This is a genomic window from Mycolicibacterium septicum DSM 44393 (assembly GCF_000455325.1).
Lineage (GTDB): Bacteria > Actinomycetota > Actinomycetes > Mycobacteriales > Mycobacteriaceae > Mycobacterium > Mycobacterium septicum.
This window is the reverse complement of the sequence record NZ_HG322951.1, coordinates 45,288-60,588: the sequence shown is the minus strand read 5'-3', so window position 1 is coordinate 60,588 and position 15,301 is coordinate 45,288. Positions and strand designations below refer to the sequence as shown.

Below are 15,301 nucleotides of genomic sequence, written 5' to 3'. Positions count from 1 at the left end.
GGGGTGGACACTACCGAGTATGGATGAACTCGAAGGCGCCGAGGCCACGCTCGACGTGCTGCAACGGGTGCTGCACGGCATCACCGCGGACGATTTGTCCCGTTCGACCCCTTGTCGCGAGTTCGATGTCGCGGGGCTGACGGACCACCTCCTGAACTCGATCACCCTGATCGGTTCGGCGGCCGGGGCGCAGATTCCCGAACGCGATACCGCCACCTCGGTGGAGGACCAGGTGCTCACCGCGGCGCGGCCTGCCGTGGCGGCGTGGCGAGGGCGCGGGGTCGACGGCACGGTGCCGTTCGGGCAGGGCGAGGCGCCGGCACAGATGATGGCCCGGATCCTGTCTTTGGAATTCCTGGTGCACGCCTGGGATTACGCCGCGGCCACCGGGCAGACAGTCGACGTGCCCGATGAGCAACCGGAGTGCGTCCTGGGGTGGGCGAGGGAGATCATCACGGCCGACGGACGTGCGCGCGCCGGCTTCGACGATCCGGTCGAGATCGATGCGGGCGCACGGTCGCTGGACCGGTTGTTGGCCTTCACCGGCCGCCGGCCGACGGGTTAGACGCGCTGCAGGTAGAAGTACAGGTAGCGGCCGTCGACGACCGCGCCCTTGCCGTTCATGATGCCCACCACGGTGTTGTCGTCGACCACCTTGAAGTGGTCGTGCACGGGACGGCCGTCGTAGACCATGGTCGCGGTCACCTCACCGCGGAACTCCTCCAGCCACAGGCTGGCCTCGCCGTTCATGGCCTCGGTGTTGGAGAACTTGTTGCCGTCGCCGTCGAGGCACACCAGCGGCTGCGCTTCGGCGGCAGAGCGGAACGTCTTGCCGAACCAGTTGAGCCGGTTCATGAATCCGTTGGCCTTGTGCCCGGTCTGGAATTCGCCGCCCTTCCACTCGCCGAGCATGAAGTCGATGCTGGCGGGCCGGAGCAGCGCCCAGAACGCGTCGAGCTCGGCGTCGGGGATCTGACCCTCGCGGCTGACGAATCCGTCGAACGTGCCGCGTGCGTCGCTCACTTGGTCTCTCCTGTCCGAGTCCCGGCGTCACCCGCGATCCAGCGTTGGGCGAACTCCAGAAAGGCGTCGTTCTCGTGCGGTGCCCCGATGGTGACCCGCACGCCGTCCTCACCGTACGGGCGCACGATGATCCGGCTGTCGGCGGCCCTGGCTACGAAGTCCAGGGTGCGTTCGGCCAACGGCAGCCAGACGAAGTTCGCCTGCGTGGGCGGGAGTTCGTATCCCGCCTCGCGCAGTGCCGTGCAGACGCGGATGCGTTCGGCCACGACGGCGTCTGTGCGGGCCAGCAGTTCGTCGGCGGCCTCCAGGCTGGCGATCGCTGCGGCCTGGGACACGCTTGTCGCGCTGAAGGGCACGTAGACCTTGCCCAGTGCGGTCACGATCTCCGGATCGGCGACGGCGTACCCGACCCGCAGGCCGGCCAGCCCGTAGGCCTTCGAGAAGGTGCGCAGAACAACCACATTGCGGTGGGCCCGGACCAATCCGAGGCTGTCGGGCACCAACCCGTCGCGGATGTACTCCACGTAGGCCTCGTCGAGCACGATCAGGATGTCCGAGGGCACCGCCGCCACGAACCGGGCCAGAGCCTCCGGCTCGACCACGGTGCTGGTCGGGTTGTTCGGGTTGCAGACGAAGATCAGCCGGGTGCGGTCGGTGATCGCCGCGAGCATGGCGTCGAGATCGTGAGTCTCGTCACGCAGGGGCACTGGGACGCCGGTCGCGCCGGCGGTGCGGATCTGCAGCGGATAGATCTCGAAACTGCGCCATCCGTAGACGACTTCGTCGCCGGGGGCGGATGTGATTTGTATCAACTGCTGGCACAGGCTCACCGAACCGCAGCCGACGGCGATGTTCTCGGGCGCGAAGCCGACGTGCTTGGCCAGGTGTTCCCGCAGGTCAAGGTACCCGTTGTCGGGGTAGCGGTTGATGTTCTCGGTGGCTTTGAGGATCGCCTCACGCACGCTGGGCAGCGGCGGGAACACGGTTTCGTTGCTCGCGATCTTGATTGCGCCCGGAACTGTTTTGCCTGGTGCGTACGCCGGAAGGTCGGCCATTTCGGGGCGCAAACGGATACTCACTTGGCCAGGATAGGGGAGGCTGTGTACTGTGTGCCCTCGGCGGTTTCGGGCGACAGGACGGAGTCCGGTACCCTCACAGAAGTTCAAAGGAGGCGTGCCAGAGCGGCCGAATGGGACTCACTGCTAATGAGTTGTCCCCCTTAAAGGGGACCGGAGGTTCAAATCCTCTCGCCTCCGCCACGGTTGATCCGTCAACCGCACAACTGAATAACGCTAGGCGCCCGTAGCTCAACGGATAGAGCATCTGACTACGGATCAGAAGGTTAGGGGTTCGAATCCCTTCGGGCGCACTCTAGAAAAATCGAGGCGCGGTCAGCAGACCGCGCCTCGATTTTTTCGGTTGGGGGTGCTACTCGGAAGCGACGGCTGTCGCGATGTCGACGGCCATCTCGCGCAGTACGTCGTCGGTCACGAACTGACGCGCGGTCTGACGGTTCAGCCGCAGCACGGAGACCAGGAGCTCGATGTGGCCGGCCACCTGAACCCGGGCGAATTCGGGCGGGAGGTGCAGGCCGTGCAGATCGGCCAGGAACCCGCGCAGCACGGTGACGCGATCGTTCATCCACGGCGACCGGCCGGCCACCGTGGATGTCGAGGTCTTCAACTGTCCGACATAGCGGCGCCGCCGCGGCTGCTCGGCCACACCGTGGTGGGTTTGACGCGCGGAAGCCGCAGGGCGCGTCCTCGCCCGTACGCGGGTGTCACCCTGCGGTGAATCGCATCCGGTGAAGGCCGCCGTGCGCATGACCTTGGCCGTTGCCATGGCGTGTCTGTGACTCATCGTTCCCGTACCTGCCGACAATTGTTCTTTGCCAGTTAACTTTACGGGAACGTCTCAGGTTCAGCTCAGGTTCGTGGCCGGGGCCTCAGTTCCACAGCACCGCGATCGCCGACGCGAGCAGGGGCAACACGCCCGCGGCGATGAACAGGCCCATGACCGGTTGGCCGCCCGCGCGACGCTGGCGCGCGGTGCCGATGCCCAGCACCGCGCCGAGCGCCACCAGGATGATCAGCTTGGTGCCGATCTTGGGATAGTTCACGACGATGCCGGCCGGCCAGGGTGCGGCCAGGGCCAGGCCGGTGATGAGAGACAGGGTCATCGGTGATGAGAGACAGGGTCATGCCGTAGGTCATCACCGGGGTGATGAGGAAGCGTCGGGCCGCGGCCTCGGCGATCCAGGCGCCGACCATGACTGCGAAACCGATGAGATGAGCATAAACAACTACGTTGCGTAGTAGATCCATGGTCGGAGTGTAAGCGGCGCGAGATCCCGGGCTCGTCGGTATCGGTCAACTAGGCTCGGCTGGATGCGGCTGCTGCTGATCGCCGATACCCATGTACCCAAGCGCGCCAAGGACCTCCCGGCTCAGGTGTGGGATGAGGTGGACCAGGCGGATGTCGTTGTCCACGCCGGTGATTGGGTCGACCCCGCACTGCTCGACGCGCTCAGCTCGCGTGCGGCGCACCTGATCGGCTGCTGGGGCAACAACGACGGGGCGGAACTGCGCAGGCGACTGCCCGAGCGCGCCGACGTGACGCTGGACGGTCTGCGATTCACCGTCGTGCACGAAACCGGTGCGGCCACCGGGCGGGAGGCCCGGATGGCCAGGGACTACCCCGGAACCGACGTCCTGGTCTTCGGGCACAGTCACATCCCGTGGGATACCACCGCGAGAACCGGTCTGCGCCTGCTGAATCCGGGGTCACCGACCGACCGCCGGCGCCAGCCGTACTGCACCTACATGACGGCGCGCATCGCCTCGGGGGTGCTGTCCGACGTCAGCCTGCACACACTGGACGGCTAGCCCGCTTCGCCCTCGCATATCAGCCCGATGTGCTTGGTGGCCCAATCTCCCAGCGGTTCAAGGGATTCGAGTAGCTCCTGACCCGCGGGAGTCATGGAATACTCCACCCGCGGCGGCACCTCGTGATAGCTCTCCCGGTGCACCACACCATGACGCTGGAGTTCCTTGAGGTGCTGGGTCAGCATCTTCTGGGATACGCCGGGCAGGCTGCGGTGCAGTGCGTTGAACCGTTTCGGTCCGGCCTGAAGCTCCCAGAGGATGAGCGGTTTCCACTTTCCGTCGACCACGGCGAATGCCGCATCGAGTCCGCAGGTGTACTTGCCCAGCTGGCTCATGGCGGTATCCTCCCAGTTCAGCGCCAATAGTTTCAAAAAAGTAAGTATCCCACTTTTTAGTGGGTACTTGTCCTGCAGTCAGTGTCTCTCCAACGATGGTGGCATGACAACCACACGACACTCGGTCAGTTTTCTCGGTCTGGGCGAGATGGGTTCGGCGCTGGCCCGCATCGCCCTCGGAGCGGGGCACCCGACCATCGTCTGGAACCGCACCGCCGCGCGGGCCGTAGCGCTCGTCGACGAGGGCGCCACCGCCGCGGCCGGTCCGGCCGAGGCTCTCGACGCGGACCTCGTCGTGGTCTGCCTGTTCGACCAGGCGTCGGTGCACGAGGTCCTCGACCCGGTGGCGCACCTGCTGGCCGGGCGCCGCCTGGTGAACCTGACCACGACGTCACCGGAGGGGGCGCGCGAGCTGGCCCGCTGGGCTGCCCGCCACGGGGCCGACTACCTCGACGGCGGCATCATGGCGACGCCGGAGATGATCGCGACGCCGCAGTCGGCGATCCTCTACAGCGGCTCGGCCGCGTTGTTCGAGGACCATCGGACGTTCTTCGAAATCTGGGGTGGCGCTGAGTACTTCGGCGACGACGCCGGAATGGCGTCGCTCTACGACCTGGCGCTCCTGTCGGCCATGTACGTGATGTTCGCCGGCTTCTTCCACGGCGCTGCAATGGTCGGGGCAGCCGGAGTGCCCGCGAAGGAGTTCGCCGCCCGCGCCGCCGCGTGGCTGCCGGCACTGATGCCCTCGATCGCCGAATACGCTTCCGTCATCGACGGAGGGGACTACTCCGTCGCCGGCCAGCAGAGCCTGCTCTTCTCCGATATCAGTGACATCGTCGACGCCAGCCGGGACCAGGGGATCAGCACCGAGGTCGTCGACGTGGTGCAGCGGCTGATTCACCGGCAGATCGATGCCGGGCACGGCAATGACGGCTTCGCGCGCGTCATCGAGAGCATCAAGAAGGGGGCCGCGGCATGACCGTGAGCGTGCTCGGCCTCGGGCCGATGGGACAAGCCCTCGCCGGGGCCCTGGTGGCGGCGAATCATCGCACCACCGTGTGGAATCGGACACCTGCCAAGGCCGGCGCGCTGCGCGCCCGCGGTGCGGTGTGGGCCGATTCGCCTGCCGACGCGGTGGCGGCCAGTGACCTCATCCTGGTCAACGTCATCGACCAGGCGGCCGCGGACTCAGTGCTGGGCGCCGCGGGTGACGCGATCGCGGGCCGGGTGGTCGTGGGGTTGTCCTCGGACGTCCCCGATTCCGCGCACCGTACGGAGGAGCTGGTGATCGCACGCGGCGGGCGCTACCTCGACGGGGCCATCATGACGCCGACCGACACCATCGGAACCCCTGACGCCAGTATCCTTTTCGCCGGACCGCGCGATCTCTTCGACGCACACCGGACCGTGTTCGACGCGCTCGCGACGGTCAGCTGGGTCGGAGCGGACATCGGCCGCGCAGCGGCCTTCGACATGGCGCTGCTCGATGTGTTCTGGACCTCGGTCAGTGGATTCGTGCACGCCCTCGCGATGGCCGGTGCGCACGGCATCGCCCCCACCGAGCTGTTGCCGCATGCCGGCAACATCGCCGCGATCCTGCCGCCGGTCTTCGGCGAGATCGCCGAACGCATCGAAGCCGACCGCCACAGCGACGCCAGCGCCCCGGTGTCGTCGGTGGCAGCCTCGGTCCGGCATCTGATCGCGGCCTCGGCTTCGGCGGGTCTGGATGCCGGCGCCCTGGAGGCGTTCCGGGGTTACGTGGACGCCGCGGTCGCCGCCGGGCACGGAGCCGACGAGATCAGCCGGATCGTTCCGGCAGCCGTGACCGTGCCGACACCGTGAGGTGGCACGCTCTTCGGTATGGAGCAGAAGCCACCTACCGCAGTCATCGAGGCAGCCAACCGCGCGCACCTGAAGAACCTGCCGTTCGAGGACACCAGGGATTTCGAGGACGCTGACCGGGGCTTCATCGCCGCGCTCGAACCCTGCGTGGTGAAGGCCGCCGACGGAAGGGTGGTGTGGGACAACGACGCCTATGACTTCCTGACCGGCGATGCGCCGACGTCGGTGCATCCCAGCCTGTGGCGTCAGTCGCAACTGTGTGCCAAACAGGGCCTCTACGAGGTGGTCGAGGGCATCTATCAGGTGCGCGGCCTGGACCTGTCGAACATCAGCTTCATCGAGGGCGATACCGGCGTCATCGTCATCGATCCGCTGATCTCCACCGAGACCGCGGCCGCCGCGCTGGCGCTGTACCGGGCGCACCGGGGAGAGCGCGCGGTGGTCGCGGTGATCTATACCCACAGCCACGCTGATCATTTCGGCGGCGTGCTGGGGGTGACCAACCAGGCCGATGTCGACGCGGGCAAGGTCGTCGTCATCGCGCCGGAACACTTCACCGAGCACGCCGTGCAGGAGAACGTCTACGCCGGCACCGCGATGGCGCGCCGCGCCGGTTACATGTACGGCGCGGCGCTGGCCCGTAGCCCGCAGGGCCAGGTCGGCTGCGGGCTGGGACAGGTCGGCTCGACGGGCGAGGTGGCGCTGATCGTGCCGACCCTCGACATTCGCGAAACCGGGGAGACCCACACCATCGACGGTGTCGAGATCGAGTTCCAGATGGCACCGGGCACCGAGGCGCCCGCCGAGATGCACTTCTACTTCCCGAAGCTCAGGGCGCTGTGCATGGCCGAGAACGCCACCCACAATCTGCACAACCTGCTGACCCTGCGCGGTGCGTTGGTACGTGACCCGCACGGCTGGGCCGGCTACCTGACCGAGGCCATCGACACCTTCTCCGACCGTGCCGACGTCGTGTTCGCCTCGCACCACTGGCCCACCTGGGGCCGCGAACGGATCGTCGAATTCCTTTCGCTGCAACGGGATCTGTACGCCTACCTGCATGACCAGACGTTGCGTCAGCTCAACCAGGGCTACACCGGGATCGAGATCGCCGAGACCTTCCAGCTGCCGCCGGCCCTGGAGAAGGCCTGGCATGCCCACGGCTACTACGGTTCGGTGAGCCACAACGTCAAGGCGGTCTACCAGCGTTACATGGGCTGGTTCGACGGCAGCCCGGCCCGGTTGTGGCCGCACCCGCCCGAGGCGATCGGGCCCCGCTACGTCGAGGCCATGGGCGGTGTCGACCGGGTGGTGGAGCTGGCCGGGAAGGCCTTCGAAGACGGCGATTTCCGCTGGGCGGCAACACTTCTCGACCACGCCATCTTCACCGATGAACACCACGCGCGAGCCCGTGAACTCTACGCCGACGTGCTGGAGCAGCTGGCCTACGGCGCGGAGAACGCCACGTGGCGCAACTTCTTCCTGAGCGGCGCCACCGAACTACGGGAGGGAAACTTCGGAACCCCGACCACTTCGGCGTCGCCCTCGCTGCTCGGACAGCTCACCCCCGAGCAGATCTTCGACACCTTTGCGATCAACGTGAACGGGCCCCGGGCCTGGGGTCTCGACCTGGCCGTCGACGTGACGTTCCTCGATGTGGCGGTCAACTACCGGCTCACCGTGCGCAACGGGGTGCTGGTCTACCGCGAGGCCGATGCCGACGAGGCGAGCGCGCAGGCCACCGTGAAGCTGGCGAACAAGCTGCGGCTACTGGCCTTCGCGGCGGGCGATGCGACCTCACCCGGCCTGGAGGTCACCGGTGACGCCGAGGCCCTGCCGTCGCTGCTGGCGGTGCTCGACCGGCCCGATCCCAACTTCGACATCGTCACGCCGTGAGGTGAACGGGACTTTACATATATAGACATGAGGTAAAAACTTCAAACTTGTATTGACAAGTTGAGGTGATGCGGACCACAGTATCCGCATGGGAAATCACCACAGCTACGACGTCGTCGTGGTCGGCGCAGGCATCGTCGGCCTGGCGCACGCCTATCACGCGCATCAGCGGGGACTGAGCGTCGCCGTTGTCGATCACGCCGACGGTGTCGTCGGCGCATCGGTCCAGAACTTCGGCCACGCCTGCATCACGGCGCAGTCCGGCGTCGCGCGGGACTACGCCCGCAACGGGCGCCGCCACTGGCTCGACCTGTCCCGCAAGGCTGGGTTCTGGTCGGCCGAGTCGGGCACCTTCTGCGTCGCGCGCCACGACGACGAACTCGCCGTGATGGGCGAGTTCGCCGCCGTGCGCGGGGACGACGAGGTGCGGCTGCTGAGCCGCGAGCAGATCCTCGAGCGGATCCCCGTGGTGGCGTCCGGGGTCACCGGCGGCATGTACCTGCCGAACGACCTGCAGGTCGATCCGCGCACGGCCGCGCCGTCGATCGCGCGGTGGCTCGCCAGTGAAGGTGTCGACTTCCATTGGCGTACCGCCGCTTCCGGCTTCGAGCCCGGGGTGGTACACACCTCGCGCGGACCGTTGCGTGCGGGTACGACGTTCGTCACCGTCAACTACGACGTCGACCGGCTCTTCCCGGCGCTGGCCGAACGCGACGGCCTGCTGCGGTGCCGGCTGCACATGTTGCGGGCCCGCTTGCCGCTGGCCTTCGCCCTGCCCGCGCCGCTGTTCACCGGTTGGTCGCTGCTGAGGTACTCGGGATTCGAGGGACTGCCGAGCACCGATGCGGTGGCCGACCGGTTGCGCGCCGAACACCCCGATTACGTCGCGATCGACCTGCACCAGATGTACACCCCGCAGCCCGACGGATCACTCCTGATCGGCGATACCCACTACCGCGACATCTCCGCGCCGCCGTTCCAATCCGAAGAGGGCTTCGCCGTCCTCCTCGATGAGGCCCGGAAACTGTTCGGGGTCAATGACATCGAGGTATCCGAACGCTGGCAGGGCGTTTACACCTCTGCCCCCGGTCAGGAATTCCTGATCGAACAGCCCGTCGAGGGCACCCACGTCGTCACCGTCACCACCGGTATCGGCATGACCACCAGCATGGGCCTCGCCCACGCCAGCGTCGGCAACGCGCTGGACCGACTCGTCGCCACCGTCTGAACGATCCAACTCGAAGGGATAAACCAATGGGAACCAAAGCAACTGATCCGATCAGCCTTGTCGTGTTCGACATGGCCGGAACCACCGTCGAGGACAGCGGGCTGGTTCAGCAGTCCTTCCTGGCCGCTGACAATCATGCGGGTCTGTCGAAGACCGAAGCCGATCGCGAGGAGATGCTGCGCTACGTCTCCGACACCATGGGGCAGTCCAAGATCGTGGTCTTCCGGCACCTGGCCAAGGGCAACGAGGAGCAGGCGCAGGCCGCGAACAAGGAGTTCGAACGCTGCTACGCCCAGCTGGTCTCGGAGGGCAACTGCAGCCCGATCCCGGGCGCTGAAGATGTCATTACATCTTTGCGCTCCAGCGGCATCAAGACCGCGCTGACCACCGGATTCGCCCGGGAGACCCAGGCAGCCATCATCGACGCCCTCGGCTGGCACAACCTCGCCGACCTGGTGTTGTGCCCGTCGCCGGGCGTGCGGGGCCGGCCCTATCCGGACATGGCGCTGACCGCGCTGATGCAGACCGAAACCGACTCGGTGCGTTCGATGATCGTGCTGGGCGACTCGTCCTCGGACGTCATCAGCGGGCTGCGCGCCGGCGCGCGGGCCTCGATCGGCGTGCTGACCGGAGCCCACAACCGGGCTCAGCTGTCCGAGGCCGGCGCCACCCACATCCTCGACAGCGTCGCCGATCTCCCCGCACTGGTGGCAGCCCTCCGATAGTTCACCCCACCACCACAGCCCTGCGGCGGTCGGTCGTAGGCCGCTCCTCCCGACCGCCGCATTTCCTCTCTGCACCGTTCTCGCAAGAGAAACCTGCCTATGACGTTCGGCCACACTCGCTCGGCAATCTGCCCCCGGCCCGTCAGCACACCGCCTGCCTGCAGCACGCCCACCAGAGGTGCACTCTCATGACCCAAACCGCGATTCCCACCACGCCATCGACCATTCCGCGCTACAAGCGCTGGCGCTTCCAGATCTTCGCCGTCACCTGGATCGCCTATGCCGGTTTCTATTTCACCCGCCAGGCTTTCTCCGTCGCCAAGCTCGGCATCCTCGAAGACCCGATCCTGAGCACGCACCTGACCAAGAGCACCTTGGCCAACCTCGATGCGGCCTACCTCGCCGCCTACGCCGCGGGGCAGTTCGTCTGGGGGCAGGTATCCGACCGCTTCGGGCCGCGGGTGGTCATTCTCGGCGGCCTGGCGATATCGGCGGTCGCCACCGTCTTCATGGGCTTGCTGCCCGCACTGGTGTTCCTGCTGCCGCTGATGATCGTGCAGGGCCTGGCCCAGTCCACCGGCTGGTCCCCGACGCTGAGCAACATGGCCCAGTTCTTCTCGATCGGAGAACGCGGTCGCGTCCTCGGATTGTGGAGCACCAACTACGCATTCGGCGGCCTGGTGGCCGCACCGATTCTGGGCTGGGCCGCCTACGACGTGTTCGGTTCGTGGCGGGCGGCGTTCTTCACCGGGGCCGCCATTGTGGTCGGGGTGTTCGTCCTCGTGCTGCTGTTCCAGCGCAACCGGCCGCAGGACGTCGGGTTGCCCCCGATCGAGGAGTACCGCGCATCCCAGGACGCCCGGGAAGGCGTCGAACTCGATGAGTCGCCCGAGGCCGAGGCGGTCGCCGAACCGACCACGTCATGGCGGGAATCGCTGAAGGCGGTGCTGAGTGACAGCATGGTGAGAACCCTTGGCGCGTCGTACTTCCTGCTCAAGCCGGCCCGCTACGCGATCCTGCTGTGGGGCCCGGTGATCGTCGCCGAACGGCTGGTGGACGGGGACAAGTTCCAGGCCGTGACGATCCCGGTGGCATTCGGCGTCGCAGGGGTGATCGCCCCGATCCTGCTCGGCCGGATCTCGGATCGGGTCTTCAACGCGCGACGGGTGCCGGCCTGTGTGATCAGCCTGGCGATCCTGGTTGCGGTGCTCGCATTGTTCGGTCCGCTCACCGCGACCGGCAGTCCCTGGGTCATGGTGGTGGTGCTCGGTCTGATCGGGCTGAGCGTGTACGGCGCCGACGCGATGATCTCCTGTGTCGCCGCGGTGGACTTCGGTACTTCCAAGCACGCCGGTACCGCGGCCGGCTTCATCAACTGCTGTGGTTCGGTCGGTGCGATCCTCGGCGGACTGCTGCCCGGCTATCTGAGTACGTCAACGCTGTTCTACGGATTCGCCGGTGCCGCGCTGCTTTCCATGCTGCTGCTCATCCCGCACTGGAACCGCATGCCCGCCGCGGACTGACGCCGAGAAACAGGACTGCCCCTCTTCGACGTGAGAGGGGCAGTTCTACGTCTGCTCGGCGGAGGAGAACTTGGTGCGGGCGTTGACGATGCTGAACGTGACCACGTCGGGGCGGTAGCGGTCATCGGCGCATTCGAAGACGACACCGTGCTGATCGCGCGAAACGCGTCGCTCCCGCAGCAGCGGGCTGCCCGGCGCGATCCCGAGATTCGCCGCGTCGTCGGGCCCGGCCGCGACCGCGTCGAGCACGTGCTCCATGGAGTCGAAATACACTCCCCGGCTGGCCAGATAGTCGGTCATCGAACCGGAGTCGGTGTCGAATTCGAACAGCAGGGAACCCACCGATTCGATGAACGTGCTGCGCTCGATCATCGCCGGTTCACCGTCGAGCAGGCGTACGCGCAGCACTTCGACCACGAAATCGTCGGCCGTCAATCCCAATGCCTCGATGGCGGTTTCGGAAGCGCGGCGACGCGCCACCTCGATGGTGCGGTTACCCGCGGTACGCCCGACGCGCTCGGCCCACTGGGTGAACGGCGTGAACGTGTCCAGCGTCTGCGTGGCGTCATGACTGCGGACCACCGCGGGTTTGCCCCGCGAGACCCGGATCAGGCCTTCGTTCTTCAGGGTGGCCAGGGCCTGGCGTACCGGCCCGCGGGACACGTCGAACTCCGTGCACAGTGCGCTCTCGGTGGGCAGCGGTGCTCCGATGGCGTAGTCCCCACGGGTGATGCGCTGGCGCAGCTCGGCGGCGACGTGTTCGTGGCGCGAACGGGGCCCCGCCATCCGCATCACCTTTCGGTCAGGTTGTCATGACAAGTTTGCTACGGGCTACAGTACCGTGCCCTGCTCAGGGCAGGCCGCCGTCCACCCGCAGGATGGAGCCGGTGGTGAAGCTGGATGCGTCCGACATCAGAAACAGTGCGGCGCCGACGATCTCGGGTGGGTTGCCGGCCCGCCGCAGGGCGAGGTGGCCGAACGGGTCGCCTGCCATGTCCCAGGCCTTGCTGACATCGGTGAGAAACGGGCCGGCCATCAGGGTGTTGACCCGCACGGTCGGCCCGAACGCCTTGGCCAGGCCTTCGGTCACGGCGTTGAGCCCGGCCTTGGCCGCGGCGTAGGGCAGCATGTACTGGTCGGGCCGCAGGGATCCGGACGAGCTGACGTTGATGATCGCGCCGCCGCCGTCGGCTGCCATGCGTTCACCGAGCAGGGCCGAAAGCCGGAACGGCCCTTTGAGATTCAGGTTGAAGACCGAGTCGAACAATTTCTCGGTGACCGAGCCGAGCGATTCGTACAGCGGTGACATGCCTGCGTTGTTGACCAGCACATCGACCTTCCCGAACCGTTCGTAGGTCGCGTCGACCAGACCGTCGAGCTGATCCCAGCGGCCCACGTGCACCTGGTACGGCAGGGCGGCGCGACCGGTGGCCGCGGTGATCTCCTCGGCCGCGGCCACGCAGGACTCCAGGTTGCGGCTGGCGATCACCACGTCGGCGCCGCACCGCGCCGCCGCGAGCGCGATCTCGCGGCCCAGCCCGCGGCTGCCGCCGGTGACCAGCACGACCCGGTCGGTGAGGTCGAACAACTCGTCGGCATATCCCATGGTGATGACCCTCTCCGGCCGTTGCGCACCGCGGCCCTATGGTGGCACGGTGCAACTGCTTCTGGTCCGACATGCTTTACCGCTGCGTAGCGAGCCCGGTCAAGGGTCCGATCCCGACCTGTCCGAGGAAGGCATCGCGCAGGCGGAGCGCCTGCCCGCCGCCCTGTCCCGGTTCCCCGTCAGCAGGCTGGTCAGCAGCCCGCAGCGGCGCGCGATCCAGACAGCGGGACCGCTCGCCGCCGAGCTGGGACTGCAGGTCGAGGTCGACGAACGGCTCGCCGAGTACGACCGCGACATGTCGCACTACGTGCCGATCGAGGAGATCGCGAAGGAGAATCCCGAAGAGCTGGCCCGGCTGGTGAGCGGGCACCTGCCAAGCAGCGTGGACGAGAACGCCTTCATGGCGCGCATCAATGCGGCCGTCGAGGAGCTGGTGGCCGCCGGTGACCATGACGGCACCGTCGCGGTGTTCAGCCACGGCGGCGTGATCAACGTGCTGCTGCACCAGATCCTGGGCACCGAGCGGCTGCTGTCCTTCCACGTCGACTACGCCTCGGTCACCCGGCTGCTGTCGTCCCGCTCGGGCAAGCTCGGCGTCGCCTCGGTGAACGGCACCGAGCACGTATGGGACCTGCTGCCGCGAAACGTGCGGTGGTAAACAATGACCGTGACCAATCTGGAGGGCCTCGACCTCGCCGCACTGGACCGGCACCTGCGTTCGGAGGGCATTGCCCGCAGCGGTGAGCTCCGCGCCGAACTGATCGCCGGTGGCCGCTCCAACCTGACCTTCCGCGTGCATGACGACGCCTCGGCGTGGGTGTTGCGGCGTCCGCCGCTGCACGGTCTGACCCCGTCCGCGCACGACATGGCGCGCGAGTACAAGGTGGTGGCGGCCCTGGCAGGCACCGCGGTGCCGGTGGCCCGTGCGGTGACGATGAGCAACGACGACTCCGTGTTGGGGGCGCCGTTCCAGATGGTCGAGAACGTCGCGGGCCAGGTGGTCCGCAGTGCTTCTGAACTTGCCGCGATGGGCGACGAGCAGGTCATCAGCGACAGCGTCGACGCCCTGATCCGGGTGCTGGCCGACCTGCACGCGGTCGACCCCGACGCCGTCGGTCTCGGCGACTTCGGCAAGCCCGCGGGCTATCTGGAACGCCAGGTGCGCCGCTGGGGTTCGCAGTGGGACCTGGTCCGCCTGCCCGACGATCCCCGCGACGACGACGTCAAGCGCCTGCATCAGGCCCTGGCGGATTCGGTTCCGGCGCAGAGCCGCAACTCGATCGTCCACGGCGACTACCGCATCGACAACACCATCCTGGACGCGCAGGACCCGACGAAGGTCCTCGCGGTGCTGGACTGGGAGCTGTCCACCCTGGGTGACCCGTTGAGCGACGCCGCGCTGATGTGCGTGTACCGCGACCCGATGTTCAACCTGATCCTGAGCATGGAAGCGGCGTGGAGCTCGCCGCAGATGCCGTCGGCCGACGATCTGGCCAACCGGTATTCGGTGCAGTCCGGCCAGGAGCTGGCGCACTGGGATTTCTACATGGCGCTGGCCTACTTCAAGGCAGCCATCATCGCCGCGGGCATCGACTTCCGTGCGCGCCAGGGCTCCGAGGCGCCGGGGAGTTCAAGCGTCGGCGCGGCGGTGGCCCCGGCGATCGCCTCGGGACTGAGTGCCCTGGGCTGACGTGTCAGTCGCGCTGGGCGGCCTTGAAATTCTTCTTGGCCGCACGGCGCAGCTGGAAGATCCGTGCCGATCCGGCGGCGACGGTCAGCAGGCCGCCTGCCACCGCGGCACCCAGGATGGCGACGCCCGTCGGTAACGACCAATGCCAGCTCAGGAAGGTGAGCGGGACCGCGGCGGTGTTCTGCGCGATGAAGATCAGCAGCACGATGAGCACCAGGAAGCCCAGGATCAATGCTGACCACAGCGCCCCGGCGCGGGTCAGTTTGGGCTCGGTGGCCTTACCCGACTTACCCGACTTGGCGGGGGGCTTGCCGGCATCGGGGACTTTGCCTGGGTCGGGCGACGGTGGCACCGGCACATTCGGCGTCGGCTCAGGCAAATCGGGCGATGCAGACGGATCGCTGGTCATACTGACATCTTTGCCCGTCAAGGCCTCAAAGCAAACCACCCTGAGGTAAAGCGCGGCGGCATGTCGGGTGTGCCGTTAGGGTCGTCAGAGGCTGATCGTCCAGCCGCCGTCGCCGAAAGGATGCGCCTGTGCAGCGCAA

General features: G+C 67.1%; 17 protein-coding genes, 2 tRNA genes and 1 pseudogene. 12 read left to right on the top strand and 8 right to left on the bottom strand.

Translation table 11 applies throughout. The features are described from left to right. The first annotated feature begins 19 nt into the window (after positions 1 to 19). A complete protein-coding gene (locus tag TX88_RS00325) occupies positions 20 to 565 on the top strand; it encodes a TIGR03086 family metal-binding protein (RefSeq protein ID WP_084621743.1) in 546 nt (181 codons plus the stop codon). Here the strand turns inward: TX88_RS00325 and TX88_RS00320 are convergent. Together TX88_RS00320 and hisC are read right to left on the bottom strand one after the other, a co-directional pair. Further along, positions 562 to 1,023 carry a DUF4334 domain-containing protein gene (locus TX88_RS00320; protein ID WP_044513778.1) on the bottom strand — a complete coding sequence of 154 codons (462 nt, stop codon included), beginning with the start codon at positions 1,021 to 1,023 and terminating at the stop codon, positions 562 to 564. The two genes, TX88_RS00325 and TX88_RS00320, sit on opposite strands and share 4 nt — an antisense overlap. Beyond that, complete coding sequence (gene hisC, locus TX88_RS00315; protein WP_044513777.1) at positions 1,020 to 2,102, bottom strand: histidinol-phosphate transaminase; 1,083 nt, start codon at positions 2,100 to 2,102, stop codon at positions 1,020 to 1,022. The genes TX88_RS00320 and hisC overlap by 4 nt, the downstream gene beginning before the upstream one ends. A gap of 88 nt (positions 2,103 to 2,190) precedes the next feature. On the opposite strand from hisC, the gene TX88_RS00310 reads away from it, so the two are divergent. Then, a tRNA-Ser gene (locus TX88_RS00310) sits at positions 2,191 to 2,282 on the top strand. A 37-nt stretch (positions 2,283 to 2,319) separates the two neighbouring features. Beyond that, positions 2,320 to 2,392: transfer RNA gene (locus TX88_RS00305), tRNA-Arg, on the top strand. A gap of 59 nt (positions 2,393 to 2,451) precedes the next feature. Here the strand turns inward: TX88_RS00305 and TX88_RS00300 are convergent. Both TX88_RS00300 and TX88_RS00295 read right to left on the bottom strand, forming a co-directional pair. Further along, on the bottom strand, positions 2,452 to 2,865 hold the full coding sequence (locus TX88_RS00300; protein WP_110917856.1) for a hypothetical protein: 414 nt from the start codon (positions 2,863 to 2,865) through the stop codon (positions 2,452 to 2,454). 103 nt (positions 2,866 to 2,968) lie between these two features. After that, positions 2,969 to 3,347 (bottom strand): annotated as a pseudogene (locus TX88_RS00295) (Fe-S protein). Between the two features lie 63 nt (positions 3,348 to 3,410). Here TX88_RS00295 and TX88_RS00290 point away from each other — a divergent pair. Continuing rightward, positions 3,411 to 3,908, top strand: a complete 498-nt coding sequence (locus tag TX88_RS00290; protein ID WP_044513773.1) for a metallophosphoesterase family protein — start codon at positions 3,411 to 3,413, stop codon at positions 3,906 to 3,908. Here TX88_RS00290 and TX88_RS00285 read toward each other — a convergent pair. Next, positions 3,905 to 4,243, bottom strand: coding sequence for a winged helix-turn-helix transcriptional regulator (locus tag TX88_RS00285; protein ID WP_044513772.1), 339 nt, complete (start codon positions 4,241 to 4,243; stop codon positions 3,905 to 3,907). The genes TX88_RS00290 and TX88_RS00285 overlap by 4 nt on opposite strands. A 103-nt stretch (positions 4,244 to 4,346) precedes the next feature. On the opposite strand from TX88_RS00285, the gene TX88_RS00280 reads away from it, so the two are divergent. The 6 genes from TX88_RS00280 to TX88_RS00255 all read left to right on the top strand — a co-directional run bounded on the left by TX88_RS00280 (position 4,347) and on the right by TX88_RS00255 (position 11,457). Then, complete coding sequence (locus tag TX88_RS00280; RefSeq protein WP_084621742.1) at positions 4,347 to 5,222, top strand: NAD(P)-dependent oxidoreductase; 876 nt, start codon at positions 4,347 to 4,349, stop codon at positions 5,220 to 5,222. Next, complete coding sequence (locus TX88_RS00275) at positions 5,219 to 6,085, top strand: NAD(P)-dependent oxidoreductase (RefSeq protein WP_044513770.1); 867 nt, start codon at positions 5,219 to 5,221, stop codon at positions 6,083 to 6,085. Before TX88_RS00280 ends, TX88_RS00275 begins: the two co-directional genes overlap by 4 nt. An 18-nt stretch (positions 6,086 to 6,103) precedes the next feature. Beyond that, positions 6,104 to 7,981: an alkyl/aryl-sulfatase gene (locus TX88_RS00270; RefSeq protein ID WP_044513767.1), complete on the top strand. Its 1,878-nt coding sequence runs from the start codon at positions 6,104 to 6,106 to the stop codon at positions 7,979 to 7,981. Positions 7,982 to 8,069: 88 nt separating this feature from the next. Further along, positions 8,070 to 9,209, top strand: a complete 1,140-nt coding sequence (locus TX88_RS00265) for a TIGR03364 family FAD-dependent oxidoreductase (protein WP_044513765.1) — start codon at positions 8,070 to 8,072, stop codon at positions 9,207 to 9,209. A gap of 26 nt (positions 9,210 to 9,235) precedes the next feature. Continuing rightward, a complete protein-coding gene (locus tag TX88_RS00260) occupies positions 9,236 to 9,934 on the top strand; it encodes a phosphonatase-like hydrolase (RefSeq protein WP_044513763.1) in 699 nt (232 codons plus the stop codon). 188 nt (positions 9,935 to 10,122) lie between these two features. Next, positions 10,123 to 11,457, top strand: a complete 1,335-nt coding sequence (locus TX88_RS00255; protein ID WP_044513760.1) for an MFS transporter — start codon at positions 10,123 to 10,125, stop codon at positions 11,455 to 11,457. Between the two features lie 45 nt (positions 11,458 to 11,502). Here TX88_RS00255 and TX88_RS00250 read toward each other — a convergent pair whose 3' ends face one another. Both TX88_RS00250 and TX88_RS00245 read right to left on the bottom strand, forming a co-directional pair. Continuing rightward, on the bottom strand, positions 11,503 to 12,243 hold the full coding sequence (locus TX88_RS00250; RefSeq protein ID WP_044518946.1) for a GntR family transcriptional regulator: 741 nt from the start codon (positions 12,241 to 12,243) through the stop codon (positions 11,503 to 11,505). A 64-nt stretch (positions 12,244 to 12,307) separates the two neighbouring features. Further along, the gene (locus TX88_RS00245) at positions 12,308 to 13,063 is read right to left on the bottom strand and encodes an SDR family NAD(P)-dependent oxidoreductase (protein WP_044513758.1); all 756 of its coding nucleotides are present in this window, start codon (positions 13,061 to 13,063) and stop codon (positions 12,308 to 12,310) included. Positions 13,064 to 13,112: 49 nt separating this feature from the next. Here TX88_RS00245 and TX88_RS00240 point away from each other — a divergent pair, with 49 nt between their 5' ends. Continuing rightward, positions 13,113 to 13,721 (top strand): histidine phosphatase family protein, encoded by a 609-nt coding sequence (locus TX88_RS00240; RefSeq protein ID WP_044518945.1) that lies wholly within the window; start codon positions 13,113 to 13,115, stop codon positions 13,719 to 13,721. 9 nt (positions 13,722 to 13,730) lie between these two features. Beyond that, positions 13,731 to 14,753, top strand: coding sequence for a phosphotransferase family protein (locus TX88_RS00235; RefSeq protein WP_084621949.1), 1,023 nt, complete (start codon positions 13,731 to 13,733; stop codon positions 14,751 to 14,753). A 4-nt stretch (positions 14,754 to 14,757) separates the two neighbouring features. Here the strand turns inward: TX88_RS00235 and TX88_RS00230 are convergent, their stop codons facing one another. Beyond that, positions 14,758 to 15,162 (bottom strand): LapA family protein, encoded by a 405-nt coding sequence (locus TX88_RS00230; RefSeq protein ID WP_044513755.1) that lies wholly within the window; start codon positions 15,160 to 15,162, stop codon positions 14,758 to 14,760. Positions 15,163 to 15,301 lie beyond the last annotated feature (139 nt).

Excerpts from the sequence above, each read along its gene's own strand:
- TX88_RS00290 (WP_044513773.1), top strand. The coding sequence starts at position 3,411 with ATGCGGCTGCTGCTGATCGCCGATACCCATGTACCCAAGCGCGCCAAG.
- TX88_RS00275 (WP_044513770.1), top strand. The coding sequence starts at position 5,219 with ATGACCGTGAGCGTGCTCGGCCTCGGGCCGATGGGACAAGCCCTCGCC.
- TX88_RS00250 (WP_044518946.1), bottom strand. The coding sequence starts at position 12,243 with ATGGCGGGGCCCCGTTCGCGCCACGAACACGTCGCCGCCGAGCTGCGC.
- TX88_RS00255 (WP_044513760.1), top strand. The coding sequence starts at position 10,123 with ATGACCCAAACCGCGATTCCCACCACGCCATCGACCATTCCGCGCTAC.
- TX88_RS00260 (WP_044513763.1), top strand. The coding sequence starts at position 9,236 with ATGGGAACCAAAGCAACTGATCCGATCAGCCTTGTCGTGTTCGACATG.
- TX88_RS00280 (WP_084621742.1), top strand. The coding sequence starts at position 4,347 with ATGACAACCACACGACACTCGGTCAGTTTTCTCGGTCTGGGCGAGATG.
- TX88_RS00325 (WP_084621743.1), top strand. The coding sequence starts at position 20 with ATGGATGAACTCGAAGGCGCCGAGGCCACGCTCGACGTGCTGCAACGG.
- TX88_RS00230 (WP_044513755.1), bottom strand. The coding sequence starts at position 15,162 with ATGACCAGCGATCCGTCTGCATCGCCCGATTTGCCTGAGCCGACGCCG.
- TX88_RS00285 (WP_044513772.1), bottom strand. The coding sequence starts at position 4,243 with ATGAGCCAGCTGGGCAAGTACACCTGCGGACTCGATGCGGCATTCGCC.
- TX88_RS00300 (WP_110917856.1), bottom strand. The coding sequence starts at position 2,865 with ATGGCAACGGCCAAGGTCATGCGCACGGCGGCCTTCACCGGATGCGAT.
- TX88_RS00265 (WP_044513765.1), top strand. The coding sequence starts at position 8,070 with ATGGGAAATCACCACAGCTACGACGTCGTCGTGGTCGGCGCAGGCATC.
- TX88_RS00245 (WP_044513758.1), bottom strand. The coding sequence starts at position 13,063 with ATGGGATATGCCGACGAGTTGTTCGACCTCACCGACCGGGTCGTGCTG.
- TX88_RS00270 (WP_044513767.1), top strand. The coding sequence starts at position 6,104 with ATGGAGCAGAAGCCACCTACCGCAGTCATCGAGGCAGCCAACCGCGCG.